Genomic DNA, 24,517 nt, shown 5'->3' on the forward strand with positions numbered 1-24,517 from the left:
ACCCTGCGGCCGGTTCTCGCGAGAACATTCCATCGGCCTATGGTCGGCGCCGATCACTCAAACGCTACGCTGCGGTAGTCTGGAACGAGATCATGCTGTTATTGCCGGTCGCCGAGGTATCGATGCCGACCAGCGCCGGCGGGACCGTGATCGTCTGCGTGCGACCGCCGCCCTGCTTGGAAAGCGCCGACGGATCGACGCCGCCGAGCGTGAAATTCGGCACCGTGATCGACATGAAGTCTTTCGGCTCGCTCATGTTGTCGACGGCCAGGATGTTGAGGGAATACTGCGTTTCGCTAACGAAATCGGCCAGCAGCTGCAGATCCTTGCGCAGCATGGTCAGGTTGATCGAAACCCGCAGCGGCCCCGTGAACACGTCCGGCGCATACTTGATGTTGCCGGAGCCGAACGCATCCGGCGCGCTCGGCTGGATATCCAGCGACAGATCGAACGAGGTCAGCTCGACCAGGTCGACGCCGGCGAGCCGGATCGTCGCGTCGACGACGGCGAACGGCGTCCCGGCCGTCTCCGCCGGGTTGGTGAAGTATGCGGCCTCCAATGGCCGGATCTTGCCGGTCCCGATGCCGCCGGGATCGAACGTGATGATCCCGTTCGGTGCCATCGAGAATTTGCCCGTGCCCCAGACGAAATCGTCGAGGACGGTCGCCTTGCCGATGTCGCTCTCGAATTCCTCGATCCCGAAATAGCGCCGGACCAGCGCGGCCGGGTTGACCAGGCGCTTGCCTGGCCGCGTGATCGTGCAATTCGTATCCGGCGCAGCGTTGACGATCAGCGTCTCCGGCACCGTGATCTTGTTCGCGGAGAGCGCGGAGATCCGCAGATTGCGGGCATTGTTGCCGGCGTCCGGCAGATTGGTTGCGCGGATGATATCGCCGACCTTAAAGCCCATGTCGATCGGCGAGCCGCTGGCGAAAACGATGCCGTCCGCGGCCGTCGTCAATGACGTGAAATCGGCCTGCGTCTTGCTGAGCGGCGTCGCATCCCACGTGCCGCGCATGATCGCCTCGAGGATCGCGTCATGCGAGCCGAGCCACATTTCAGCGTTGTAGCTCGACGAGGTTTTCTGCGTGCCGTGACGGCCGCGGATCGACATGCCGTCGTTACGGATCGTCTGCGATTCCGTGGCGGCCTTCGAGAGCTTGGCACCTGGACCGCCGGAGATCGGCAGCACAGTGGCGCCGGCGCCGCCCGCGGCGATCTGGCCGAGGCCAGCCTGCGCCTTGTAGGCGACGCGGCCGGCGGAATTGCTTTGATAGACCATGCGATCAGTCTCCCGTTTGGATCAACCGATGAAAAAGAACTGGAAAGGAATCACGACGACCAGGCCGAACCAGTTGCCGTCGTCGGAGGCGCTGTCGCCGCCCTGGACGGTCGGCCCCTCGCCGTTCTCGCCCCAGCAGCGCACGCAGGCGCCGGGCTCGGCGTTGTAGAACGTCGCATCCTTGAAGAGGTCACCGGCCTGGCCGGCGAGCGCGAGATGCGCGGCGAACCCGTAGCCCTTAGGCACGAATACATGCACGAAGATGTTGCCCGTGATTAGCCAGGTCTGGTTGCCTGGCGTGCCGACGCCGCGCTTGCGCCGCAGGGTCTCGACGACCTCGAAATAGCACCAGGGCGTGCCCTGCGGCGGCCAGGGTGTTTGCGGCGGATCTTCATTCTGGAACGAGCTCGGCGCCGCCGTCAAGCCGTCTACATAGCGCGCCCGCATCGCGGCGACGGCGCCGGCATAATCAGCCATGGAATAACCTCTAGCGTGCCCGGATCTCGAGGGCCGGCTGCCGGACGAGCCAGTCCTGGCGCGCCTTGTCCGAGATGTGGCGCCGGCCGGCCTTGATCTGCTGCGAGAAGGCGGCATAGGCCGCGACGTCACCGAACCGGACCGGCATGAACGTAAATTTCACAGAGGCGCGATTGCCGAACCGCGCGGCGACGATCAGCGCGGTCTCTTGGTAGATCTTCGGCGCGACCTTCATTTTCATCCGGCCGATCTCGATCTTGCGCGCGTAAGGGACCGGGTTGGAAATGTTGATCTGGTCGCCGCGCCGGAACGCCGAAACGTCGCTGACGACGCGACCGTTTAGAAAAACCGTGTGATTGTCCCGATACAGACCGGGATGCGGATCGCCGACCGAGCCGACCGGCGACCGCTGCCGCAGCGTCTCGAGCGCGAAGTCGACGACGTCCTGCATCGCTTGATAGCGAAAGATGATCCGCATCAGCCGTCGACCGAGACGATCTCATCATGCGAGCCGTTGACGACCTCCTCGACCTCGGTCGGAATGAGATCGTTCAAGGCATGGTCCGCCTCTTCCTGCCTGATGCGGTCGAGCATCTTTTTCCGGGCCTTGCGCAAGGCGAGCTCTTTCGCCTCCTGGAACGCTTTTCGCGCGTTCAAGCCGACCAGGTCGCCAGTGATGACGAATTTGGCTTCCTCGCCGACAGAGATGCTATTGCGAGCGGCGTCGACGCGCCGCTCATAGTCCGCCCCATCGAACACCTTGCCCATCAGCCGCGGACCTGCAGCTCGAAGGCGATGACCTGCCCCTGAATCCGCCTGGTCGCGTCGTCGACGCCCTTGATGCTGACCTCGGAACCGGCGATCACCAGGAAATCGCGATCCGTCAGCGGCAGCATGGTCGACAAGGCCACCTTGCCGGCTGGCACGGCCGCCGTGGGATCATTCAACAGGATGACGTGTCGATCGCCCTGGCGGATCTCGCCGACCAGCTCGGCCGGCTGACAACCCTTGACCTTCGCCAGGACGGCCGCCTCTTTCGCGACCGCGCGCGCCGGCCCGAGGCCGGCGTAACGCCGGACCACGACGGTCTCGCCGCTCTCCTCGAGCGCGCGGATATGCTGGTCGAGGGACTCGTCCGGCGTCACTCGCCGTCAACCTTGCTGGTGATGACCTGGCCGACCTCGGAGCCGCTCGAGCCGGCGTCGCCATTTGGGCCGCCGTTGTCCCCCGCGATCATGCTGCCGAGCAGCTGCTCGAGCTGCGCCGAGTTGTTCTCGAGCTCGCCGGCGTGCCCCTGCAGCGCTCTATGCTGCTCGTCGATCTTATCCAGCACGCGATCGTAGCGCTGGCCGGTGACGCCGATATCCGCCTCGAGCTTCTTCGCCCGCGCCAGGCGCGAGCGCATGCCGGCGAGCTCGATCGGCCGTTTGATGTCGATCATGTCGATTCCCTCCAGGATCTCCGGATGCCGCTCGAGGAGCTCGAGCCGCAATTTCAGTTGCGCGATCGCGACCAGCGCCGTGACGCGGTCCATCGCGCGCTCATTTCGCGCGGACGCGCAGCTTGACGACGCGCTCGAGCTGCTGCCCCTTCGCGGTCTCGATCCGGTTTGCGATGCTATAGACGCGGCCGAGCTCGCCGCCGGTCAGCGTCACCAGGGCGACGGTCGCCGAGCTGCTCGAGGCGCTGGCGACGATGCCCTGCGGCAGCACGTAGCTCGAGGCCTTGATACCGTCCGCCGGCGCTACGGTCTCGCCGGCGGCCAGGCGCGCCCGCTCGGCCGGCGAAAGCAGCACGTCGGCCCAATCGAAGCCGCGCTCGACGACCTCCTCCGGCGCCTTGGCCGGCCAGAACAGCAGCGTCCGCGCGTTGCGTGGCGCCTTGAGCACACGATCGGCCATCACCAGACCTCCGACAGCATGAGCAGCGTGACCGCATCAGGGATCAGCGTTTTGACGTCCGGCGACAACTGCCAGGCCTTGTCGCTGACGCCGATGACGAGATCGCGCACCAGCGCGGGATTTGTCTCGCCGATGCTGTAGAGATGCCGGATCTGCAGCATGATGCAGGTTTTGACGACGGCCGGCAGATCCTCGACGTCCTCGTAACCAGCGTCGAATTCGATGACGATCGGCTCCGGCGCATGCGAGAACGCGAGCGGCCAGGACATGCCGAATTTCGGGAAGATGCGGACGCTATCGCCCGCGGTTTGCACGACATAGCTCGCGGGATCGAGTGTCTGCTGCGTCTCGGTTGCCCAATCGACATACTTGATCGAATGGATCGCATCATGGACGACCGGCGCGATCGGGATCTCGATCACAGGCCGCCAGCACGGCAGCACCCATTGAAACGTCCGCGGCATAAATGCGCGCTGGACCAGCGCCTCACAATGCCCCGTTGCCGCGCCGATCAGGCCGGAAATCAAAGCGTCGTTTTTCGTGCTCGAGACGCGCAGCTGCGCCTTGGCCTCGTCGAGTGTGACGGGATAGCCCGCCGGACGCTGAGAGATGCGGAGCATGTCGGGAAGCCCTGCCGGAAAGGGAAAGAGGCGCCTCGGCCTGGTGCGGCCGAGGCGCCAGCTGAATCAGCCGACGACCTCGGCGACGGCCGCCGCATCGTTGTCGGTTGCGAAGCCGTACCGCGGATCGAAACCGAGCACGGAACAGCCGACCAGGCAGGCAGCGACGGCCGGCGTTACCGACACCTGGAAAAAACCAAAGCCGTTATTGATGTCGAGATCTTCCTGCTTGAGGTTAATCAGGACCTGCTTGTTATCGTCGGCTCCGGCTTTCGTGCGCTGCGTGATCGCCTTGCCGGCGATGTCCTTTGCACCGGCGCCGGCGGCCGAGGTCGCCTGCTGGATCTTGGCGTCGACGGTCGCAGCGGCGCCGAGCGCGCCGAGCGAGATGACGGCCATATAGTTGTGGAACTTGCCGGCATCGATCCAGCTCGTGGTCAGGGCAGCAGCGGACGATTGCGGGTTAATCGAGTCGACGACGCTGACGCGCTGCGACGGTTTGAGATTGGTGTGCATTTGCACTCCTCATGGTTGGGAAACGAAACGCGGCTGTTACTCGCGCCGGCCCGATCAGGCCGGCGCGCCGACATTGCCTGACGAGCTCGCGGAGCTCGATCAGCGCGCCTCGAGCGCGACGAAATGCGACTTGGTGTTATTGCCCTTGGCCGGCTGGAATCGTGTCAGCCGCCTGGCCCGCTTCCTTCGAGACGGTCACCAGCGACGGCGCGTTCATGAAGCCGAGCGGCTTGCCCTTGCCGTCGCCGGTCATGACCGCCTCAAACGCTTTCCAACGGATCGCGTTTGCTGCCTGGTTGAAGATGCGGTTCTGCAGCCGCGGCGCATCGTCGAGGACCTCCTGCGAGGCCAGCACGAAGGCGTAGAGCTCATGCAGCTGGATGATCTCGCCGGTCATCGCCGCCTTGGTCGCGATCAGCTGCGTGCCCTCGGAGCGCCAGGCCGCTTGGACGCCGGACGCGCCCCACGGCGTGGTCTCGTCCTTTGCGATCGCGATCGAGTTGCCCTGCGTCGGCTCCGGATTGCAGAAACCGAGCAGATTCTGGTCGTCGAAAACGAGCGCCCAGATCTGCTCGCGATACTCGGTCGGCACCAGGAAGCCCTCGCCGCTGCCGCCCTGGTTCTGCTGGAAATTGGTCGGCGCCGCGCCGAGACGCGGATCGAGGCCGCCGCCGGTCATCGCATTGCGCACCGAAATCGCGAATTCCGCGACGCTGCGGAAACCGCCGGTCCGCTCCGGATTGATATCGTTCACGACGGTCGCCAGAGCCGGGCCGCCGAGCGCGGTCGAGGAACCGAACAGCGCCGTCCGGCGCAGCTTCTTTTCCTCGGCGGCGATCTGCTTGTCGAGCTCGGCGACCTCGGCCTCCAGCGCGTCGACCTTGGTCTCGAGCTCGCCGACCTGCGTGGTCTCGGCCTCGGTCAGAGTAGCTTTGCCCTGCAGCGCATTGAGCTGCTCGAGCGCGGTTTTGCCGTCCTTTGCCTTGTTGGCGCGGGCCTGGCGCAGCTGCTTGATGTCCACTCGCATGGATCAGTGACTCCTGGTTGGTTGTGTGATTTGCCTGGACGGAGAAAGAGCCCGCGTTCCCGCTGTCCAGGCGACGGCGCGGGTCGAGCAACTCGGGAAATGAAACGGGAGGCGGCCGGATAGTTGGCCGGCAATGGGTGAGCGGCCGCCTTAGGGCGAGCTGACCGGACACGCGTGTCCGCTCTTCATCAATGAGCTGACGTCGCGAACTTTACGTCAAATCGTCGGCCTTGGGCCAACAGGCGACATGAACCGAAGATGAGGTCTCCGCCAACTGAGGCGGCCTTACTTTTTCGGAAAAAGCTGGTCCCTGACATACCGGGACGTGGGCGTGAGTCGAATGCCGCGCGGCTTACGCCAGATAGCTCTGTCGATCTCGTTCTTGTCGCCAATGGTCAGGCGACCGGATGCTTTTCTGGTGACAAAGATCGCGTCGCTCATCTTTCTGCCTGAGCGGCGGTTCTTCGATTTTACTTCCTTCCAGAGCCGGACGCGCCCGAGCTTGAGGTTGGGGAGCTCCTCTTTGATCTCCCTTCGCAGGCAGTCCTTCTCAGTCTCGCGTGACCGCTTGCGACCGCCAGGAAACATCCAAAGCCGGTCACTCCTGCGGCGCACCAAGAGAACCTTACCGCGTTTCACGGCTACGAGTTTTGAGGACTTCGCCATTTCCGTTTCGCCGACCAGAATCGGTGCGCAATCATACCAGAATATCGGTTAAGTCTCAGTTTCCGCGGGCTTAAAGCAAATGGGGTACAACTCGTAAACGACGAGTGCCCCAAGTCCGATCATGGCGACCAGAACAGCTATGCGAGAAGCTACCCGGCTAATCGAATGCCAACGCCGATCGCCGGCGCGAGCTCGGCCGCGGCGAGCGCTGCTGCACCATGCCGCTGATGATCTGGTCGAGCGTTGCGATCCGGTCGGCCATACCACGCGCAACCGCCTCGCGCGCGCCGACCATACGGCCCTGACCGAACTCTTCGCGGACCTTGGTCTGCGTCACGCGCCGGCCGCTCGCGACCGCCTTGATGAAATCAGCGCCCGCCTCGTTCGCGCGGCCCTGCAGATAGGCTTTGGCCTCGTCCGACAATGGCGCGAACGGATGCGCCTCGTTTTTCAGCGGCGACTGTTCCGAGCGGACAATCGTCATCTTGAGGCCGATCTGGTCGAGCCAGCCGGAAATATCCTGATGCATAATCATCGCGCCGATCGAGCCGACGTCGGCGGACGGCGTCATCACCAGCTCGCCGGCTTGCGAGGCGATCCAATACGCAGCCGAGGCTGCGAGGGTATTCGCGACCGCGACGACGGGTTTCTTTGCCGCGGCAGCGGCGACAGCATTTGCGGCCTCGACGGTCGCCGAGACCGTTCCGCCGGGACTGTCGACGTCGAGGACGATGCCAGCGACGTCCTGGTCATCGGCCGCGCGCGTGACCTGCGCGGCAATGCCGGACAGGCTCGAGCCGAACCAGCTGCCGCGCGGCGTCAGTCCGCCGGCTACCGAGACCAGCGCGATCTTGCTCGCCGAGCTCGAGGCCTGCGCCGCCGCGGCTGCGACGAGAGCCTGGCGCTGCTCGGCGCGCGCCAGGCAATCGGCGAGCGCCGACACCTCGAGCGCGACCAGGGCGTCGATCGACGTGATCTGCGTCAACACCTGGCGCAGATCCGGCGCCGCAGTTTCGATCTTAATCATTGTTGCCGTCCTCGTTTGGAGAGCTCGAGCCACCGCCGGCGCCGCCCTTATCGTCGCCGCCCTGCGCGCCGCCGGCGGAGTCCTTTGTCAGCGGGTTTTTGTACTCGTTGCCGCCGGGATCAGTCCGCGGCGACATGTTCTCAAACCGCAGGATGTCATTGGCGGACAGCCATTCGCCCTGGCGGCCGATCAGATAGGCCCGATAACGATTCAGCAGGTCGCCGCGCAGCAGGCCGAAAAAATTGAACTCGAAAAACAGATCGCCGTTTTCGTTGTCGAGCAGCAGATCCCGCTCGACGCCCTGCTCGAGCTCGATCGCGAGCGGCGCGACGCAGCCGACGACAAAATCGAGCGACTGCTGCTCGACGTTGTTGTTTGTCGCGCGCTTGAGGCGCGATGCGCGATGCAGCGGATAGCTCCAAAGGCCGAAAACCGCAGTGTCGGCGGCGTCCTCGGTCTCGAGCAGCTGCGCCTCCGAATTCGTCACCTTGATCGGGTTATATTTGACGCCATGCGTCAGCAGCCGATCCTTGTGCCGGTTCGTCCCGGTACCGGCAGCGCGCCAGTTTTCGAGAAACTGGTTTCGATCTTCCTTGTCCTTGAACACGCCGGGATGCTCGAGCGTGCCGCCGGACTGGCCGTTGTTCTTGAACCAGAGGTCACCGTAGTCATGGACGGCGATCGCACGGGCAAAGACGTGCCTCGCGCTATGGAAAATGGGCTCGCCGAGCAAGCCGTCCTCGCGCAACGGATTCGATCGGATATGCCAGAGCTCGTCGTCGCGATAGGTCGTCTGTTTGAGCTGCGCGCCCTGGACGATCGTCGCCGCCGGATTGAACGTGTAATACAAGCGCCCGTCGATGCCGCGCTCGACCATCGCCAGGCGTCGCGGATGCAGCCATTCGAGGCCGCCGACCGCGTAATACTCCGATGCGCGAGGATCGCCTGGCGGCAAGATCGCGCAATAGGAATTCCGGTAGTACGACACGTTCCAGGCGAGCTCCCCGACCAGCTCCGCCGGCGTCTGGCGGGCGTTCGGGTTGGCCGCAAACAACCTGGTGACAGGATGATCCGGCAACGCCTCGCGCGCGCCGTTCGCGCCGCGCCGATAGACCGACGCCGGCAGCGATTTCATGGCCGACGAAAGGCCGTGACGCACGGCCTGGACGGCGCCGAGCTGGCTGACGTTGCTATCCGTGACGTCGACGCCGGCGAGCGACATGCGACCGCCAAAATCCGCCCAATACTGCGGATCGGCCATGTCGCGCGGCGCGCCAGGATCGAACGCATTGGCGACCGCGCGGAACGCCGAGCCCAGCCCGCTCCTCAAAATTCCCATCAGACCACCGTCAGGATATCAGCGCCGGTCACGAGCCTGCCGGCCGAGGGATTCCAGCTCATGAGGATCGCGGCCTGAAACAGCGCGACCAGCGGATCGATTTTTGCGCGGCCGGAGACGGCTTTCGTCACCATCACGGAGTTGCCGCGCTGCTCAACCTTTGCGTTTCCCAGAACGAAGGCCATCAGCAGCATGCCGCCGTGCCAGAACGTGCCGTCTGACAATTTGCGCTCGAGTCCGTACATGGCCGGCGCCAGCGCCGGTCCCTGCAGCAGCCGACGGATCATGTCGTCGGTCACCCCGACCCCGACCAGCGCCTCGATAATCGCCGCGGCGTTGTTCGGATCGATGCCGATCGCGTTTTTCTCCGGCAACAGGCCCGACGCGATGATCTGCGCGACAATCATCGCGAGCTCGAGGACGTCTTGCGGGACCGGGCAAATCGAGATCTCGTCGGCGTCGGAAAAATCCTGCAGCTGCGCCGCGATGTCTTTGCGGATCTCGAGCACTTTCGGGTTGGCCCATGCCCGATACCAGGACAGCCATTCACGCGTCTTGCGATCGCGGCCGATGACGGCCAACCCGAGCAGGTCATCCAGGCCGCCGCCGTCGATCCCGATCGTCACGACCTCGGAGCGCTCGAGTAGCGTATCGAGCGTCAGGGTCTCGTCGACGGCGCCCTCCCAATAGTCGGCACCGCGCCATCCCTCGTTATTGATGCCGACGCCGATCTCGATATTGAGATGCTGCGAGGCCCAGACCTTGATCGCGTCCTCGCCCTTTTCGCGCTCGCTTTCCCAATCGGCGCGTAGTGACGGCAGATGGATCGAGCGGCCGAGGTTCGGCATCACCATCGGCCAGTTGGCCGGATCTTTCCATCGCTCCTCGACGCCGGCGGACCGCTCTTCGCGCGTCAGCGACGCGATGTCCGGCGGAAATTCGTACAGGATCGGCAACATCGGCCGGATGATCCGGCCGCGATACTTGCCGTCCCGCACGTTGCGCGCAAACTTCAGCTCGGATTTGAACACGCCGGCCGGAATGTCGTCACTTTGCGTCGTCGTCATCACCAAAACGCCCTCCGGCGTCTTGTCGAGGCCGCCGCGGATCTGGCGCAGCACCTTTGCCGCCGACGCGCTTCTGCCGAGGACATGCAGCTCGTCGAGCAACACGAAAAACAAGCCCATCGCGCCGGTCAGGATCTTGAGATCGAAGGTTTTGACCTGCGCCTCGGACTTGGTGACCAGGTCCTCGATCGTTTTGATATGGTCGCGAGGCCGAAACCGCCGGCGCAGATCCGGCGACTCCTCGATCATGCCGACCGCCTGCTCATAAGCGCGATCTGAGATCGCCTGAGTCGGACCGACAAACAGCGCGGTCCCGCGCGGCCTAAAATTCATCAGCATCGCGACGATCAGAAGCGCCGCGGCGTTGGTCGTTTTCGAGGAGCCTTTCGGGACCAATGCCAGGATATCGCGGATGTAGCGAACCTGATTTTGCGGGTCCCAGCTGCCGAACGTCGCGCGGACGATATCGCGGAACCACTGCCCCGACGCGGTCCGCATTTTCGGCGCGCCAGGCACGTCCGGCAGCTGCAACTCGTCATAGAACGCCTGCGCGATGTCGGCCTCGGCGGCAAACAGCGGCAGATCCGGCACAAGCGACCGGCCCTCGCGCATGCGATCGGTCCAATCGACGCAGGACAAGTCCCACATCTCCGGCGCGACCAGCGGCGCGGCGTTTTCGCCCGAGAGGATCATCAGTGCGAGGTGACGGCCTGTTGACGCCGCGCCATGAGCTCGCCGAGCGGCGTGCCGGCGTCAGGCTGCTGCGCGGCGGCGATCGCTGCGGCTTTCTTGCCGACCTTCTCGGCCGGCGCCGGCTTTTCAGCCACCGAGGCTTTCGCCGGCTGCTGCGTCTGGCCGTACATCATCAGGTCGTTGCGCTCGAGATACTTCTGGAATTCCCGGATCGCCGAGACGTTTCCGGCGTTGACGCCGTCCATCAGTTTGACGCCGACCTGCGCGACCAGCCGGTCGCGTGCAACGTCCCGAAACTTGAGCTCTGAAAAATAATGCTTCCGCAGCGTCGGTTGCGTGATGAAGAGCGCCGACGCAATCCGCGCGTTGCTCCAACCGAGCGCGACTAACAGGCTGACGCGATTCCGGTTTTGCTGATTGGCGACATGCTCCGGCCGACCACGGCCGCCCCAATTGGCCGGCACAGGATCGCCGAACAGGTCGAAAACTTCGGCCATGATGAAAAAAACCCGTCAGTGTGAGATGGGCCGGTCTGTGGAGAGGCATCCGCGAAGGAATTGCCCACCCCCTACCCCTCAATCCCAGACGCCGCGCGTGTGCAGGCTCGCCTGCTCCTCGCGCTGCTTGTCTCGATCATGACAAGCCTTGCAGAGCGTCTGCAGGTTGCCCTCATCCCAGAACAGGCGCTCATCGCCACGATGCGGCAGGACATGGTCGCAGACCAGCAGCGAGGTATCGGCATCGACCCTGCCGCAGCCCTTGCGCTGGCATGTGTAGAGATCCCGCACGAAGATGCACAGCCGCAGTGCTCGCCAGCGGGCTAACTTGTACCAGGCTTTCCAAGGCGGCTGCGGCATCACCAAAAGGAAAGGCCGACCACCTTGCGATGATCGGCCTCAAGTCTAGGGAGGAAACGCCCAAGCAGGGCAGCGATAGCGCGAGGCGCTACCGCACATCCTATGCAAATGAAAACGCCGACCGCAGCAACTGCGATCGGCGTTTTGATCTGGTCAGAGCCGAGGCGCGCTGCGCGCGTCCGCCTGGAATCAGGCTCCGCACTTTTAGCCGAGCTGCCGCGCATGCACCGCACCGCGAATTAGTCGATCAGCTCGATCTGCGCCTCGGTCAAACCGCTTACCTTGACGCCGTGCTTTCCGTCACCGACGTAGGCACTGAGTCGCCCATTTGAGTCAATTCGCTCGATCAGTCCACGTAGGCCGGAGAACACGCCATCGGCGACGCGTATCTGCCTACCAACCCGCAGTTTGGTTTCGTCCTCGGCCTGCGCAACGCTAATGAACCCGTATTTCAGGAACAGCTGCGCAAGTGCCCAGCGCCGCCGCGACGGCAGCAGGTTCTCGATCTTGACGATATCGCGCAGCAGCTGCATCTCGGTTGCGTTGAGCCAGGACCGCAGCTCTCCGAAGTTGAGGAGATTGTCGACGTCGGGAATGCTGCGGATCTCGCCGAGCCGCACAAGCTCGAAATCAGGCAAAAAGATCAGGCCCGGTAGAAACGCCTTTTCGATCCGGCGCCCAAGATGCGGACGGCGCGCCTGCTGGCCGTTGCCGCGCTGGACGAAATGAACAACGATCGGCGACCATCCGCTGATGCAGCGCTCGGCGAAAGCCTTGATGACCCTCGCGTCACGACCAGGCATGACCTGCAGAACGTGCCAGCTGTCGGGCACCGCCGGCACCGCCAGCCGATCGCTGGCCTCGACATATCCGACGATCTGCCCCTTGCGGTATTGCATGTTCATTCGCTCTCCCCTGCGACTTGCCACGTCCCATCGCGCCGCGGCGGCCACGGCGCCGGCACGCGAAAGCCCTGCTTTGACTTCCTCAAACGGAAATTCGGATTCGAGGACGAGATGCCGTGAACGTTCGGATCAAACGGCTCGAGGAATATCCGCTCGGCCTGCGGCTCGGCGCCGGTCCAGAGCGCCAGCCGATCGCGCCAGGCGGCAAACTGCGGCGTCCCAAGGTCGACGACCTGCCAGGCCTCGCGGTCGGCGCCGGCAAACGCGGCCATCGCCGACAGGTCAGCCTGCGGCCCGAGCTGCGTCCAGACGCCCTCGCCGAGATCCTGATCGCGGATGATGCGGAGCTCGCGCCGCTCGGCAATCTGCATCGCCACTGCCAAGCCCTTGAGCTCGTCGCCTTGCACGAACCGCCGTTGCGGAGGCGCCGCCTTGGCCGGCGCAGCGCCGGGCGCCGGGAATTCCCGAAACCCGCGCGTCCGCACCCAGAGATGAAAATTCAGCGGCCGACGCTGTTTGAGCTCGCGCAGTTTCGCCATGTAGAGCGGGACGGCATGGCCGCACCAGGCGCGATCCTCCTGCGTCAGGAGGCGGAACTCCTCGAGCGCCAGGTCGCGCCGCATGATCTCATGCCCGACGTAGCTCTCGAATACCGCTGCGAACTCGACAGGTTCACTTTCTTCGATCGTCTCGCGATCATCCGGAAATCCCCCGGAGGGGGACTTAGGGGGATTCTCCGGTTCAGGTTCAGAAGAGTCTAGGCCCTGGCTGTATTGCGAGGGCTGGCCTAGTGCTGGCCGAGGGCTAACGTCGTCGGCGCCGGAATTTAGCCCTTGCTGCCAGCTAGGGCTAATCGGCCTTGAATTTACTTGATTTTCGTCGACGTTGCGCCCGGCGGCCCGCGCCTCGATCGCGTCGATATCCGCGTCGACCAGCAGCCGGATCAGATCCGTGGTGCGCTTGCCACGACCATCCCCATTGCGGCGGCCGTTCTCATCGAGCCATTGCGGCGTCCGGCCAATCGCGCCGATCTCCTCGAGCCAGGCCAGCCGCCGTCGAACCGTGTCCTGCGATAGATCGCAATCGCCCGCCAGCGACGGAATGCCGACCCAGCAGAGGCCATCGCCGTCGACATACTCGCCGAGCGCGCGCAGCACGCTCTTTGCGTAAGGATTGCCCAGCTCGAGATTGCGCGCCCATGCAGTCGCCTCGTCCGAGGCAATGCGTCGCGCCCGCCTTTTCGCGGTCATCTTAACTTCCTAACCAAGAGAATTCGGGAAAACGCTGACGCAACAGAACACTGACAATTCACGGTCGCGGCTGCAGCAGACGGAAAACGATGTCATGCGCCGATAGCCGTGAGATCGCGTCGCGCTCGATCGCGACGCCGAGCCGCTCGAGCCACTCGCGACGGAAACCGCGGCGCTTGAGCCGCGGCGGATTGACTGAGCCGGCGGCGATCGCGTCCCGATCCGGGATCTCGTATTCCTCGAGCTCGCCGAGCTCCGCGCCCTTGACGACCAGCTGGCAGATGACCTCCGCCAGAGTCATCGCCTCCGGCCCTTCGCCAGCCAGGCAGCACACGATCGCGTTAGGCCGCCGCAACTGCAACCGCCTCACGCCGCGCATCGCAGGGCGGCGTCGCCGTGCAGTGGATGCGTTCCTCGTCGCGCCAGAACTCGTCCCAATAGCCCGCAGGACCGCCCTCGCGCCGGCCGACCTTGACCATGTCGCAGCGGATGCATTGCTGTTCGGTCTTGAGCGGAAATCGGACCTTCTCGCCCCACTTGTGCCGTGTCGAGCCCATCAAGCGGCCCTCCGGACGCGGGCCTCGAGATCCTCGCAGACAGAGCCACCGGCATCGAAACGCCGCTGGAGCGCAATCGCTCGCCGGGCGATCCGGTCGCGCTGCAACCAACCGAGCGAATAGCCGAACATGAACAGCGCAAACGCGCCAACCGCGATCGCAGAGATGTCGAGCTGCGTCATCGCCGTGCCTGCATCAGCTGATGGAAGCGATCGAGAAACAGCGTCTTGGCCGTATAGGGCGGATGGCAATCGAGCGGTATGTCGAGCGGCCCGTCAACGTCGACCGACCAGATCTCGTCGGTCGGCCGCATGACCTGCGCCCGCTCGGTCAAAAGCAGCGCCATGTCCGTGCGCTTGACTGCGGCCGGCGTAACAGGATCGAGGCCAAACGCTTCATAGACAACGCGCTGCAGCCGCTCCTCGGCCGCGCGGTAATCCGGCATGAACCGTTTTACCGGCCGCACCATGTCGAGCAGATAGGCCTCGCTGCCGTCATGCAGCAGACCTGCCAGCGCATCGGCCTCGCCGCAGTGCTGCGAAACGTAAATCGAATGCTCGGCAACGCTGTAGAAGCGAAGGCAATGCCCGCCAAAGCGACAGACCATCGCGAGCGCGTGCGCGATGTCCTCGATAGCAACATCCTCAGGCCTCGGGTCGAGCGGCCAGAATCTGCGCCCGCTGTAGGTTTGCAACCAATCACCTTGTCTCATTGTCGCAATGCCCCCTTGATGCTTGCCTCGTGCTGCTGCAGCCAGCGCAGCGTGTTCGCAGCGGCCTCGAGGCCGTCGCGTTGGTAGATCGCAGCGGACGAGCCCAGCTTGGCCCGCGCGCCGCTGCGACGATCCTTGAGCTCGGTCTCGACGGCAGTGAGCTGCCTGGTCATCGAAATTGTGCAGGCCGGAAGCGGCGACGCCGCAGCGATGCGAACCGCGTTCTGCGATAGCCAGCGCAGCGTTTTCGCGCCGGCCTCGAGGCCGTCGCACTGGCGCTGCGACGCCGACCGATCGAGCCTCGCGCGCGCGCCGGCGCTACGATCCTTGATCTCGGCCTCGATCGCGGCGATCTGCCGGAACAGAGCGACTTTGTCGGTCACGCGCGCGCCTCGATATTGAGCTGCGCCGGCGCTGCTACCAGTTGCGCGAGGAAATCGCGGCCGGCATCGGTCACCATGACCCTGGTCGACGTGCAATGCGCGAACCCTGCGCCGACCAGATGCCGGACCATGTCGCCGTCGATCCGCTCGCCGGCGTCGATCGCGAACAACGCGGCCTGCATATCGAGCTCGTCCTCGGTCAGCGGCAACCGCGTTTGCAGACGATCGTTCACGACCTCGGCCGGCGCGCGGTCGATACGCGCGAGATCCATTTCGGTTTGCGCGACGACGAGATCCGGCGCCGGTTTCGGCGTCCGACGCAGAAATTCCGGGATATCGAGCCCGTCGTCGAGAATGTCGCGTCCAGGTCGGTTCGCCGGCGGCTCGGCTGTATCGGCGCGGCCGGCAACGGCGACGCTCGAAACGACTTTCCCGATCGGTGACGAGGCAACATCGGCCGAAAGGGCTGGACGATCGCCGGCGTGAGCTCCGGCGTCCGCTAACTGTGAGGCCGCAGCGCTATGGCTACCCGTTGCGGCCTCGTCCGATGACTGACCATCGGCAGTCCGATCGCGCGGCGGTTCTACACCCGCCGGCGCCCCGTCAGGCGCCGAGCTCTCGCCCGCGATCGCTTGGGAATTGAATTGCTCAAGCGCGGCACGGTCGGCCGCGATGACCTCGTCGCGCGTCACCCAGGCAGGACCATCGGCGCAAAAGGCCGCGACGCGCGCCGCAGTCCCGTCGAGCGCAGCTGTCGCCGCCTGGTTGCCCCATGCATCCCAGCCAGGCGGCAGCGGATGCTCAGCATCGACGCGCGCAAACAGCTCGAGCGCCGGCACTCCGCCGCTCATGGCCGCGATCATGCGCCGGTAATGCTCCGGCTTGCGCGAATGACCGAGCGGCCGCGAGCGCTCGCGATGGTTGGAGCCGAACTTTTCGCCGCTCCCCGGTTTCGGAAGGCCCTTCCCCCGCTTGAACAGCAGCAGCAGCTCGTCCTGGTCGCGCACCAGGACGGCGCCGCCGGCCTCGGTCGGATGCTCCTCGTCGTTTTTCGTCCAGACGAACGCGGTCGAGTAGGACTCAAAGCCCCATGACAGCGCCACCGCCGAGGCGAGCGGCATCTGCGCACGGACCTTGATGACCTCGCCGGTCCGCAGATCCGTCGCCTCGATCTCGGCCTCATGCCAGGCGAGCAGATGCGCGCGCGGAATCCAGAGAAACAGCCAAGCGTCCGGCAGGACCATGTCCTTCACCGGCAAATCGCAGATCTCCGACCACGGCATCGTCGGATAATGGTTCTCGTATGACCGGCTGGTGACGCCCTGGTTTCGATGCCACGGCGGATCGGCGTAAATGATCGGATACTTGCGGCCGGTCGGCTGCAACGCCGAGGCATCAGAGAGCGCCTGCGCCACGTTGCGGCGATGCTCGCGGCCCTTTTCCTCGGCCGCGACCTTGGTCAGATCCATCGAAACGCGGCCCTTCGCCGACCGCATCTCGGTTTCGTGCTGGACGAGCGCGCCCTCGAATTCGTCGGGCTTCATCTCGGCGATCCGCTGCGCGCGCGCCGACAGCTTCCTGTCAATGCCGGCCTCCGCCAATGTCGCCGGCCGGTCTACCTGTTCCCGCTCGGACTGGTAGGGCTGGCCGCCCCTGGCGAGCCCGACCGTTTTCTTTTGCTCGCGGACAAGCTCGCCGAGACGGCGCTCAGCGCGAAAGCGGATCTTCGCCGCATGGACCTGCAGCTCCACATCCTTGGCGACCAGCCCGGCAAGCCGGATCGCTTCCCATTCGTCCCGGATCTCGAGGACCTCGTCGACGGCGACAGCCTCAGCCAAGGCGCGGCGCGCAGCTTCATAGCGGACGAGCTCGGTCACGAGGCGCCCTCCTCGTCGTCGACGACAATGGCGACGCCGTCGCCGCAGGGCACGACAGTAGCGACGTCGCCCTCGAGCTGGTCGAGATGCAGCTGGATCGCGTCATCGGCGACGGCCGTCACCTTCTCGCCGTTCGCCGCGCAATAGGCGGCGAGCCGCGCCGCGATATGCGGCCGGACCGAGATCAGGACGCCGTCGCGGCCGAAACCAGCGACCGCGACCCAGCCGCGCCGCGTCACGGCCGACAGCTCGCCCCGCTCGACCAGGCTATCCATCAGGCGGTTGGCGTTGTTCGGATTACAGCCCATCACGTCGGCCAGCGCGCGGCGCGTAGGCATCGCACCATGGCGACCGACAAATTCAGTGATCGCTTTCAACGCGTCGACCATGCGGGCGGTCAGCCCCATGCCATCGGATGCGGGAACGTCGGTCAAAACGGAACCTCCTGCGGAAACGGGATGTCGTGAACGCGCATGAGCTCGAGGACGATCTGCTCGAGCGAAGGGATCGCCGCGCGCGGCCGGCGGTTCTTCATGTTCTGCTTGTGGGTGCACCAGGAGAGATTGTCGTCGCGGTTATCGAGCGTTTGCCCGTTGCCGTGGTCGACGTGATGCGTCCGCATGAACCGCTCGGAGCGCGGATCGCGGACGATCTTGATCTCGCGATGTTGACGCAGGGTCGCCCGGTCCGGCCCGACGTTGCGCTTTGCGTAGAGCTGCCAGGGCGTGCGCGAGCCCCAAGACACGTTCCAGGTATTTCTCGACAGCCAGTCGTAATCGCAGGCGTCGACCAGCGACCAGATGTTATCGCGCGCAGAGAGGATGATCCGCCGCCAGGGCGTCAGCCCGGAGTCGAGCAGCCGCTCGATCGAGATGGATTCACTCGGCCGGACGCTGGCGAAAGAGCCGTGCATCACAGCATCCCCAGTGCCTGCATGTAGGTATCGAGGATCGTCTCATGCGCCTCGCGCTCGATCGGGTCCTGTTGGCGCATCTTGATGATCGCGCGCAGGGCCTTGACGTCGAAGCCGTTGCCCTTGGCCTCGGCGTAGACGTCGCTGATGTCGTCGGCGATCGTCTTTTTTTCCTCGATCAGACGCTCGACGCGCTCGATGATCGATTTCAGCTGGTCCTTGGCGATCTTCGTCGCGCGGGTTTCTGCGGCCGGTTTCTTGGTCATCGGCGCGTCCAACGAAAGCCGGCGCCGGCATCGCCGCGACGCTCGAGGAAAGGCTGCATCGCGGCGCCGACCGCAGCGAAGGCGGCGACGAGCAGAACGCAGCCCATCATGACGAGAAAGCGCAGATCGTTGACGTCGATGCCGGCGAGTGTGTCTTGCCCCATGGTCTGCCCCGTTAATCCGCCATGCCGCGCTGCATGGACTCGATCTGCCGGCCGAGCTCGGCCTGCGCCTTGACCAGTTTCGAGAGCTCGAGCTGCTTTTTGAATCCGACCCACCAAGCCGGCCGCGCCTCGCCCATGATCGCGTCGAGGATCTTGTCGCCGACGTCGGACTGCAGCAGCTTGGCTTGAAAGGCGCTGCCGAGATCCCGGTCGCCGGCGAGGCAGCGCTCGCAATGACGGATCTCGGCCCCGGTTCGGATCGCGAGCTCGGCAGCGGTCTGATGCGGGAAAAGCCGGCGGAAAACCTGCATCGCCGGCGCGATCGTCCGGCCAGCTGGCCGTTTTTGTCCGGCCAGTTGGCCGGTCCGCTTTTTTGCGTTCCCGACCGGAACTTGTGTAGCCTCTCGCCCCATGTTGCCCCTGTGCGAAAAACCGTTAGCGACGTTTGCGACGAGGCGACCGGATGCCCCAGAGCTCCGGCGGCGCCTTGAAACCGCGCTCGGCGAGCTCGGCGTCGAAAATCAGAAATGTCGGAGAAGGCAGTCGACCGCGGGCGATCGCGTTGGAGATCGCCGGCGGTTTGCATTCAGCAATTTCCGCAGCCTTGAAGGTGCCACCGACCGCGTCGACGACCTCGGCTGCAGTGCCCAGCTTTTTGAACCGCGAATCATTCATGACGCTCGGACCATACTTCACGGATTGTGAAGGTCAAAACTGTTCACATTGGGTAAATGGTAAATGTTGACAGCATCGGCGACATTGCCGCTCGTAATGGCGGCAGCATCAGCAGACCAAAATCCCGAGAGTAACGAGGCAGTTGCGCACCGCCTCAAGCGGACGCGCGAGGCCATGAAATTAAACCAGGCGGCCTGGTGCCGCCTGGTCGGGATCGATGCGCCGCAGTGGAACAATTACGAGACAGGCGGCCGACGCATCACGATCGACGCCGCGCTGAAGGTCTGCAAGGCGACAGGCGTCGGCCTCAATTGGATCTATCGCGGCATGGCATCCGATCTGCCGGTTAACCTCGCGACGGCGATTCAGGCGCTGGAGCGAGCCGCACGCAAGCGCTCATAGCCGCAGCCCGCAGCCCCGCCGCGTATTTGGCAATGGTCGGCACGACGATCGCCGCACCGGCATAGCAACCACCAAAGACGAGCTCGAGCGCGGTCGGCATCGACAGCTCCAGCGCCGGCGGCACGATCAGCAGATTATGCGCGAGCGCCGCCAGGGCGCCGACCAGGACGCCATAGCGGCGGCCGAACACGATCGCGCAACCGGCCGCCAGCGGCACCATGAAAGGGATCTCGACCGCCTGGACGCCAACCAGCGCGACCAGTGCCGTGACGATCGGCATCGTCAGCAAAAACAGCGCCACGGTCCAGAACAGCGCCGGCCCGGCCTGGTACGGCGGATCGAGCGCCATGACCTGCCGCTCCCAGAGCGGCCGAGGTCCGGGCTGCGTCATGTAGCTTTCGAGCAGGACGGCGAGCTCGTCGACGACCTGGCGCGCGTCGTCGGTAGAATCAGGCAGCTGGATCGCGAGCTGCAAAGCAAGGTGACGGTTTGCCTCCGACGACCGCGGACGGCTCGACATAAGTGTTTTCATTGTTGTTTTTCCAAAAGCATTCACAGACTGTAACTATCTGCGTTGCGTCTATTCACGTTTTGTGATTGTTCTTGCCCTCCGGTCACGCTCGCCGGAAACGCGAATGTTTCTATTTGGACAATCAACTAGATGCCTATTCCGCAAACTTACTGGTGTGAATTGAGCGACAAGGTCGCTCCCGCCCCTATGCAACCAGAAGATTCAGGCGGCGCGGTTCCGCAACCTGTTGCAATTCAGCCCCGCGCACGCATCGCGCGAAGCAGCGCCATTTCGGGACAGCCCGTCACACTCCGCCTGCTCGCTCTCGGCCATCATTTCGTCCGCCGCCCGCGCGGCGGCTGGCGGCTCGGCGCCCGCACCCTGCGCGACGACACCGCAGCCCGTCTGGTCGCCCGCGGCCTGGCCGAGATAGTCGACGATCGTCTGCAACGCAAAGCAAAGGCCGCACCATGACGGCGCTACCGCAGGCGCTCGACGCGCATTTCTCCGCCTTCGCATTGATCGACGTCCCCCAGCTCGCGCGTCTGATGCCGATGGACCGGACCACGATCGCGCGGCATATTGCCGACGAAAAACTGACCTGCCGCATCAAAGGCAAAGGCCGTATCAAGCCCCGCCGCGTCTTCACCCGCTCGGACGTCGAGGCTTTCCTGCAGGCGCTCGAGGAGACCGCAGCATGTCCGTCTATCGGCCGAAGAAAAGCCCTTACTATCACTTCGACTTCTCGATCGACCGTTATCGCTTTTCCGGCTCGACCAAACTTCGCGATGAACGTGACGCGCAGGCCTTCGAGGACGCGCAACGCGAGGAAGCTCAAGCCCTCGTCGACCGACTAAATAGCGAAGGCCGCGGCCCGCTGCGGCTCAAACCTGCTTGCGAGCGCTGGTGGAACGAGCACGGCCAGCACCTCGCTGACCAGAAAATCAAATCCGTTCTGGATCGCATCGTCGAGATCCTCGGCGCCAAGACCTATCTGCATGCGATCACCGATGACGACGTCGCGCAGCTGATTGAGACGCGCCGGCAGGACCGCCGCCGAGATTCGACGGTCCTCATCAAGGGCAAGCCCAAAATACTCTATCGGCTCATCACGCCGACAACGGTCAACCGCACGCTGGATCTGCTGCGGCGCGTAATGCGTCGGGCAAAAGAGAACTGGAACGCCGCAATCATCCGCGAGCCGGTCTGGAAAAAGCACCGCCTGAAACAGAAGAAGCGTCCGGTCCGCGAAATACTGCCGAGCGAGGAGCGTCGCATCGACCAAGTCGAAAGCCTCGACTATGCCGAGCTCCGTCAATTCGCCATCATCACCGGCTTGCGCCGGAAAAACCTGTTCCTGACAAAGCCGCAGGTCAGTTTCGAGCTGGCGACCATGACGATCATAACCAAGGGCGGCGTACCGCGGATCATTCCGCTGTCGCGCGAGGCCTACGCGATCCTTTGGCGCCGGCGCGGCCATCACCCGGTCTATTTCTTCACCGCGGTCTGTACGAAGAAATGGCGCAACCCGCACAATCCGAAGGACGTCCGCGAGATCGGCAAGCGATACCCGATCACCCCGGAAGGCTTTTCCTCGCATAAGGATCGGGCCTGGTCGAAAGCCGGCGTCGACGCGCGCATTCACGACCTGCGCCACACGACTGGCATGCGGACACTGCGGGCGACCGGCAATCTGCGCATTGTGCAGGACTTGCTCGGCCATTCCACCATTGCCATCACGTCCGAATTCTACACCGGAGCCACTGTCGAGGACGTCCGCGAAGCCATGGAGCGCACGGCCGAGGCGCAGCGGCACCAGCGCGAGCTGCTCGAGCAGCTCGAGCAGCACGCGCCAAAGGCGATCGAGGGCAAGGGCGGCGACGAATGAGCCTGGTGCTGCGGCCGTCGAACTTGATCTCATGTATCCATTGCGGTCCGGCCGGCACCATCTTTCCCGGTACCGGCCGCGCAAACTCGAAGCCAGTCGCCGCCTTTATTTCGCGGTGATCGTCAGGTGTCCCTTGTAACGACTGAACTCAAAGGTCCGGAGCCTGCCTGCCGTCGCCGGTCCATCAGCTTGGCAGCGCGCAGCGACCGTAGCGTTATAAGCGGTCCCGGAGGGAGCCGTATCATTTCCGAGCTGCATGCTTACCGGTTCGCAGTGAATATGCTCGCTGTTGAAGTAGAAACTGTCTTTGTTGATCGAGAGGATGTCGGTGCATTTGCCCTCGTCCATCCAACTCGGCAGCGTGTAAATCGCGGCGCCCTTGTCGCGGAATGACGAACACCAGTCGCCGACGAAGTCTATGGGCATGGTTCCACCTGAGGCGGCCGCAAGCGATGGGGCCTGTGCGCCGTCGGGAGCTGGTATCTGAGCATCCGGTCGTATGCTCGATTCACTTCGCGGCTTGGAAGTCTGATCTATCCCGGCTTTTTCACACACGATCTGCGAGGCACGACCGATAACCGAGTAAGGAGGCGCAACCTGCCATCCGCTTCCGCCGCTATGCGTCACATCGGCAAAATGGCCGCGGCAGTCGAACCAGAAAATCTTGGCATCCAGCACCCATGCATAGTCACCACCCACGCAATGATGTCCGTCCACGTCGATCTGGCACATCGTCGCGGCTGCAATCCCCTTTTCTGGCCTGCCGATCGTGTCGAGCTTGATTGCAAACGCAGCGCCATTATCCGCGGCTACTCGCTCCCATTGTTGCTGCGGTGGCCCAGTGGGTGCCTGGCGCGAGGACGGAGCCAGTAGCCGCTCTTGCGTTGTCCCGGGGCCGGCGCCGACCACGGTCGTCATCAACACCAAAATGAGCCACTCGATTCTGTGCCGCCGCTGGCAAGCCGCGCTCGCGAGAAGTAGCGCGATCATGGACCAAACGAACAAGCTGAAAAACATGACTTGCCTACGAAATTTGTGGCTTACTATGCATGGGAAGGCACAATTAAAGGACACAACGGAGCAAAGTTTCTCCTATTTCGGGAGAATTCGCCAGCGTGATATTTCGTTGGAGGCCCCAGCTCGCTGGGCTTCCCGAACCGCCAAAGGCCTCGCCGCGTTCGGGGGCGCGACGTGGATCGCGTATCAAGCCATTTGAGGAGTGTTAGGCATTTGGCGTGAGGCCGCCACGGAGTCATGTATGCAGCCGCCGCTGAAACGAGTCGTATCTATCCCTATTACATACTCGCCCGTTGGGCGATGCATCTATTGCGGATCCCTAGGCGATCCGGACCTTCATGACGAGCACATCATTCCCGATGCAATCGGCGGAAGGTATCTGCTCCCGAAATCAACCTGCAATCAATGCGCGAAGGAAACACATGCATTCGAGGGCCGCGTGATCAATCGCCTATATGGTGATGCGCGCGCCTACCTGAACATGAGACGTGGGCACCGAAGGAAGTGGCCCAAAACTTTCACCATCTTAGTCAAGTCGGCAGACAATCCGACAGTCGGAACAAGGCTTGAACTGCACGAGAGTCTTGACGACTTCACACGGAAGGAAATTCCGATCGGCGATCACCCAAGCCCGATGATCAGCCCGAACCTATACCCTGCTGGCTTTTTCTTTCGGCAGCCCATGGACGACGGTCATTTCCGCTTGGAATCACTGAACATCGCTGCGCCGCCAGATTTCATTGAAAGAGTTAAGAGGGTCGCCGGCAAAGGCAACAAAGTCATTCTCGGCGGAGCAAAATCGCTGTCCGGTGACGATTTTGGAAGGTTCATCGCAAAGATCGCTCATTCCTACGCTGTCGCCACCCTCGGCATTGGTTCGTTTGAGCCGTTCTTGACGAACGCAATTCGAAACGTTCGCCCAATGTATCTTTCCCATTATGTGGGAAGCGCTTTAGACCAAGTTCCGGTACTACCAACCGACCATCAACATGTTCTGACAGCTGGTTACGCTCAGCCCATCGGTACGGGCGAGAAAATCGCCTGCGCAAGGGTGAGACTGTTCGCCGTTGATGGCTTCCCTGCCTATGACGTTGCTGTCGGCGCTGTTACCGAAGTAGCGCCGGGCGCGCCGCAGGCCGAGTGATTGCAGACTGCATCGTTCCCCCACGCAAAACGGCAAGGAGCCCCACCCGTGAGCGAGCCGATCCCCGCCCCGCAGTCGGATAGCTCTGAGGCCGAAATAACGCGCGCGCGGCTTGCGCTGGCCGCCTTAAGCCCCCAGCAGATCGACCTTGCTGCAGCCGCCGCGGCAGAAACGGCGAACGGCGGCGAGTTTTTCGACCCCCGGTTCTATTCCGAGCAGCAGCGCGCCTACTGGCGACGGGTCGCCGTCGCCGCGATCAATGCCGCGATTGGCGCGCCACCCCACAGCGGCCTATCCCCGGAAAGATCCCCGAACTCGGTCGAGGCCGACCGCTAAGACCTTGAAGTTGCGGCGCGATCCCATCTGCGCCCCACTTGTTTC

Annotated in this window: 37 protein-coding genes; 4 read left to right on the forward strand and 33 right to left on the reverse strand. The window is 63.8% G+C overall.

The window, feature by feature from the left end; all coding sequences use genetic code 11:
* Positions 1-64 precede the first annotated feature (64 nt).
* The 30 genes from ACVIGA_RS00110 to ACVIGA_RS00255 all read right to left on the reverse strand — a co-directional run bounded on the left by ACVIGA_RS00110 (position 65) and on the right by ACVIGA_RS00255 (position 19,174).
* On the reverse strand, positions 65-1,282 hold the full coding sequence (locus ACVIGA_RS00110; protein WP_207839957.1) for a phage tail tube protein: 1,218 nt from the start codon (positions 1,280-1,282) through the stop codon (positions 65-67).
* A 21-nt stretch (positions 1,283-1,303) separates the two neighbouring features.
* Complete coding sequence (locus tag ACVIGA_RS00115) at positions 1,304-1,759, reverse strand: hypothetical protein (protein ID WP_173642956.1); 456 nt, start codon at positions 1,757-1,759, stop codon at positions 1,304-1,306.
* A 10-nt stretch (positions 1,760-1,769) separates the two neighbouring features.
* Positions 1,770-2,237: a hypothetical protein gene (locus tag ACVIGA_RS00120; protein ID WP_456664857.1), complete on the reverse strand. Its 468-nt coding sequence runs from the start codon at positions 2,235-2,237 to the stop codon at positions 1,770-1,772.
* Positions 2,237-2,527, reverse strand: coding sequence for a hypothetical protein (locus ACVIGA_RS00125; RefSeq protein ID WP_456664858.1), 291 nt, complete (start codon positions 2,525-2,527; stop codon positions 2,237-2,239). Before ACVIGA_RS00125 ends, ACVIGA_RS00120 begins: the two co-directional genes overlap by 1 nt.
* Positions 2,527-2,904 (reverse strand): hypothetical protein, encoded by a 378-nt coding sequence (locus ACVIGA_RS00130; RefSeq protein ID WP_456664859.1) that lies wholly within the window; start codon positions 2,902-2,904, stop codon positions 2,527-2,529. Before ACVIGA_RS00130 ends, ACVIGA_RS00125 begins: the two co-directional genes overlap by 1 nt.
* The gene (locus tag ACVIGA_RS00135; protein WP_456664860.1) at positions 2,901-3,293 is read right to left on the reverse strand and encodes a hypothetical protein; all 393 of its coding nucleotides are present in this window, start codon (positions 3,291-3,293) and stop codon (positions 2,901-2,903) included. The genes ACVIGA_RS00130 and ACVIGA_RS00135 overlap by 4 nt, the downstream gene beginning before the upstream one ends.
* A gap of 7 nt (positions 3,294-3,300) precedes the next feature.
* A complete protein-coding gene (locus ACVIGA_RS00140; RefSeq protein WP_456664861.1) occupies positions 3,301-3,660 on the reverse strand; it encodes a phage fiber-tail adaptor protein in 360 nt (119 codons plus the stop codon).
* Positions 3,660-4,280: a head-tail connector protein gene (locus ACVIGA_RS00145; protein WP_456664862.1), complete on the reverse strand. Its 621-nt coding sequence runs from the start codon at positions 4,278-4,280 to the stop codon at positions 3,660-3,662. The genes ACVIGA_RS00140 and ACVIGA_RS00145 overlap by 1 nt, the downstream gene beginning before the upstream one ends.
* A gap of 66 nt (positions 4,281-4,346) precedes the next feature.
* A complete protein-coding gene (locus ACVIGA_RS00150; RefSeq protein ID WP_456664863.1) occupies positions 4,347-4,796 on the reverse strand; it encodes a hypothetical protein in 450 nt (149 codons plus the stop codon).
* Between the two features lie 136 nt (positions 4,797-4,932).
* The gene (locus ACVIGA_RS00155) at positions 4,933-5,823 is read right to left on the reverse strand and encodes a phage major capsid protein (RefSeq protein ID WP_456664864.1); all 891 of its coding nucleotides are present in this window, start codon (positions 5,821-5,823) and stop codon (positions 4,933-4,935) included.
* Positions 5,824-6,108: 285 nt separating this feature from the next.
* A complete protein-coding gene (locus tag ACVIGA_RS00160; RefSeq protein WP_173642947.1) occupies positions 6,109-6,489 on the reverse strand; it encodes an NUDIX hydrolase in 381 nt (126 codons plus the stop codon).
* Positions 6,490-6,646: 157 nt separating this feature from the next.
* A complete protein-coding gene (locus tag ACVIGA_RS00165) occupies positions 6,647-7,516 on the reverse strand; it encodes a S49 family peptidase (RefSeq protein ID WP_456664865.1) in 870 nt (289 codons plus the stop codon).
* A complete protein-coding gene (locus tag ACVIGA_RS00170; protein WP_456664866.1) occupies positions 7,509-8,855 on the reverse strand; it encodes a phage portal protein in 1,347 nt (448 codons plus the stop codon). Before ACVIGA_RS00170 ends, ACVIGA_RS00165 begins: the two co-directional genes overlap by 8 nt.
* A complete protein-coding gene (locus ACVIGA_RS00175; protein ID WP_456664867.1) occupies positions 8,855-10,615 on the reverse strand; it encodes a terminase TerL endonuclease subunit in 1,761 nt (586 codons plus the stop codon). Before ACVIGA_RS00175 ends, ACVIGA_RS00170 begins: the two co-directional genes overlap by 1 nt.
* Complete coding sequence (locus ACVIGA_RS00180; protein WP_456664868.1) at positions 10,615-11,112, reverse strand: hypothetical protein; 498 nt, start codon at positions 11,110-11,112, stop codon at positions 10,615-10,617. Before ACVIGA_RS00180 ends, ACVIGA_RS00175 begins: the two co-directional genes overlap by 1 nt.
* Positions 11,113-11,190: 78 nt before the next feature.
* Positions 11,191-11,472, reverse strand: coding sequence for an HNH endonuclease (locus ACVIGA_RS00185; RefSeq protein ID WP_456664884.1), 282 nt, complete (start codon positions 11,470-11,472; stop codon positions 11,191-11,193).
* 239 nt (positions 11,473-11,711) lie between these two features.
* Positions 11,712-12,377, reverse strand: coding sequence for a transcription termination/antitermination protein NusG (gene nusG / locus ACVIGA_RS00190; protein ID WP_456664869.1), 666 nt, complete (start codon positions 12,375-12,377; stop codon positions 11,712-11,714).
* Entirely contained in the window at positions 12,374-13,627 is a 1,254-nt protein-coding gene (locus tag ACVIGA_RS00195) for a helix-turn-helix domain-containing protein (protein ID WP_456664870.1), read from the reverse strand. The genes nusG and ACVIGA_RS00195 overlap by 4 nt, the downstream gene beginning before the upstream one ends.
* Positions 13,628-13,685: 58 nt before the next feature.
* Complete coding sequence (locus ACVIGA_RS00200) at positions 13,686-13,928, reverse strand: hypothetical protein (protein WP_456664871.1); 243 nt, start codon at positions 13,926-13,928, stop codon at positions 13,686-13,688.
* A 40-nt stretch (positions 13,929-13,968) separates the two neighbouring features.
* Positions 13,969-14,184, reverse strand: coding sequence for a hypothetical protein (locus ACVIGA_RS00205; RefSeq protein WP_173642939.1), 216 nt, complete (start codon positions 14,182-14,184; stop codon positions 13,969-13,971).
* Positions 14,184-14,366: a hypothetical protein gene (locus ACVIGA_RS00210; protein ID WP_456664872.1), complete on the reverse strand. Its 183-nt coding sequence runs from the start codon at positions 14,364-14,366 to the stop codon at positions 14,184-14,186. Before ACVIGA_RS00210 ends, ACVIGA_RS00205 begins: the two co-directional genes overlap by 1 nt.
* Positions 14,363-14,896 (reverse strand): phosphohydrolase, encoded by a 534-nt coding sequence (locus tag ACVIGA_RS00215; protein WP_176396297.1) that lies wholly within the window; start codon positions 14,894-14,896, stop codon positions 14,363-14,365. Before ACVIGA_RS00215 ends, ACVIGA_RS00210 begins: the two co-directional genes overlap by 4 nt.
* The gene (locus ACVIGA_RS00220) at positions 14,893-15,279 is read right to left on the reverse strand and encodes a hypothetical protein (protein ID WP_456664873.1); all 387 of its coding nucleotides are present in this window, start codon (positions 15,277-15,279) and stop codon (positions 14,893-14,895) included. Before ACVIGA_RS00220 ends, ACVIGA_RS00215 begins: the two co-directional genes overlap by 4 nt.
* Positions 15,276-17,156 (reverse strand): hypothetical protein, encoded by a 1,881-nt coding sequence (locus ACVIGA_RS00225; RefSeq protein WP_456664874.1) that lies wholly within the window; start codon positions 17,154-17,156, stop codon positions 15,276-15,278. The genes ACVIGA_RS00220 and ACVIGA_RS00225 overlap by 4 nt, the downstream gene beginning before the upstream one ends.
* On the reverse strand, positions 17,153-17,590 hold the full coding sequence (locus ACVIGA_RS00230; RefSeq protein WP_456664875.1) for an ABC transporter permease: 438 nt from the start codon (positions 17,588-17,590) through the stop codon (positions 17,153-17,155). The genes ACVIGA_RS00225 and ACVIGA_RS00230 overlap by 4 nt, the downstream gene beginning before the upstream one ends.
* The gene (locus tag ACVIGA_RS00235) at positions 17,587-18,069 is read right to left on the reverse strand and encodes an HNH endonuclease (protein ID WP_173642935.1); all 483 of its coding nucleotides are present in this window, start codon (positions 18,067-18,069) and stop codon (positions 17,587-17,589) included. Before ACVIGA_RS00235 ends, ACVIGA_RS00230 begins: the two co-directional genes overlap by 4 nt.
* A complete protein-coding gene (locus ACVIGA_RS00240) occupies positions 18,069-18,335 on the reverse strand; it encodes a DUF2312 domain-containing protein (protein WP_456664876.1) in 267 nt (88 codons plus the stop codon). The genes ACVIGA_RS00235 and ACVIGA_RS00240 overlap by 1 nt, the downstream gene beginning before the upstream one ends.
* The gene (locus ACVIGA_RS00245; protein ID WP_207839977.1) at positions 18,332-18,499 is read right to left on the reverse strand and encodes a hypothetical protein; all 168 of its coding nucleotides are present in this window, start codon (positions 18,497-18,499) and stop codon (positions 18,332-18,334) included. Before ACVIGA_RS00245 ends, ACVIGA_RS00240 begins: the two co-directional genes overlap by 4 nt.
* 11 nt (positions 18,500-18,510) lie before the next feature.
* Positions 18,511-18,810: a hypothetical protein gene (locus ACVIGA_RS00250; protein ID WP_029083913.1), complete on the reverse strand. Its 300-nt coding sequence runs from the start codon at positions 18,808-18,810 to the stop codon at positions 18,511-18,513.
* Positions 18,811-18,934: 124 nt separating this feature from the next.
* Positions 18,935-19,174, reverse strand: coding sequence for a hypothetical protein (locus tag ACVIGA_RS00255; protein ID WP_176531122.1), 240 nt, complete (start codon positions 19,172-19,174; stop codon positions 18,935-18,937).
* Positions 19,175-19,270: 96 nt separating this feature from the next.
* Between ACVIGA_RS00255 and ACVIGA_RS00260 the strand changes: the two genes are divergently transcribed.
* A complete protein-coding gene (locus tag ACVIGA_RS00260) occupies positions 19,271-19,576 on the forward strand; it encodes a helix-turn-helix domain-containing protein (RefSeq protein WP_456664877.1) in 306 nt (101 codons plus the stop codon).
* Here ACVIGA_RS00260 and ACVIGA_RS00265 read toward each other — a convergent pair.
* Both ACVIGA_RS00265 and ACVIGA_RS00270 read right to left on the reverse strand, forming a co-directional pair.
* On the reverse strand, positions 19,521-20,108 hold the full coding sequence (locus ACVIGA_RS00265; protein ID WP_456664878.1) for a hypothetical protein: 588 nt from the start codon (positions 20,106-20,108) through the stop codon (positions 19,521-19,523). The genes ACVIGA_RS00260 and ACVIGA_RS00265 overlap by 56 nt on opposite strands.
* A gap of 201 nt (positions 20,109-20,309) precedes the next feature.
* On the reverse strand, positions 20,310-20,537 hold the full coding sequence (locus ACVIGA_RS00270; RefSeq protein ID WP_456664879.1) for a hypothetical protein: 228 nt from the start codon (positions 20,535-20,537) through the stop codon (positions 20,310-20,312).
* A gap of 247 nt (positions 20,538-20,784) precedes the next feature.
* On the opposite strand from ACVIGA_RS00270, the gene ACVIGA_RS00275 reads away from it, so the two are divergent.
* Positions 20,785-21,975, forward strand: coding sequence for a tyrosine-type recombinase/integrase (locus tag ACVIGA_RS00275; protein ID WP_456664880.1), 1,191 nt, complete (start codon positions 20,785-20,787; stop codon positions 21,973-21,975).
* A 105-nt stretch (positions 21,976-22,080) separates the two neighbouring features.
* On the opposite strand, the gene ACVIGA_RS00280 is transcribed toward ACVIGA_RS00275, so the two are convergent.
* The gene (locus ACVIGA_RS00280; RefSeq protein ID WP_456664881.1) at positions 22,081-22,992 is read right to left on the reverse strand and encodes a hypothetical protein; all 912 of its coding nucleotides are present in this window, start codon (positions 22,990-22,992) and stop codon (positions 22,081-22,083) included.
* 241 nt (positions 22,993-23,233) lie between these two features.
* Between ACVIGA_RS00280 and ACVIGA_RS00285 the strand changes: the two genes are divergently transcribed.
* Together ACVIGA_RS00285 and ACVIGA_RS00290 are read left to right on the forward strand one after the other, a co-directional pair.
* Positions 23,234-24,136, forward strand: coding sequence for an HNH endonuclease (locus ACVIGA_RS00285; protein WP_456664882.1), 903 nt, complete (start codon positions 23,234-23,236; stop codon positions 24,134-24,136).
* 48 nt (positions 24,137-24,184) lie between these two features.
* A complete protein-coding gene (locus tag ACVIGA_RS00290) occupies positions 24,185-24,472 on the forward strand; it encodes a hypothetical protein (protein ID WP_456664883.1) in 288 nt (95 codons plus the stop codon).
* The last annotated feature ends 45 nt before the right edge of the window (positions 24,473-24,517 follow it).

This window comes from Bradyrhizobium sp. USDA 3240, assembly GCF_054063295.1.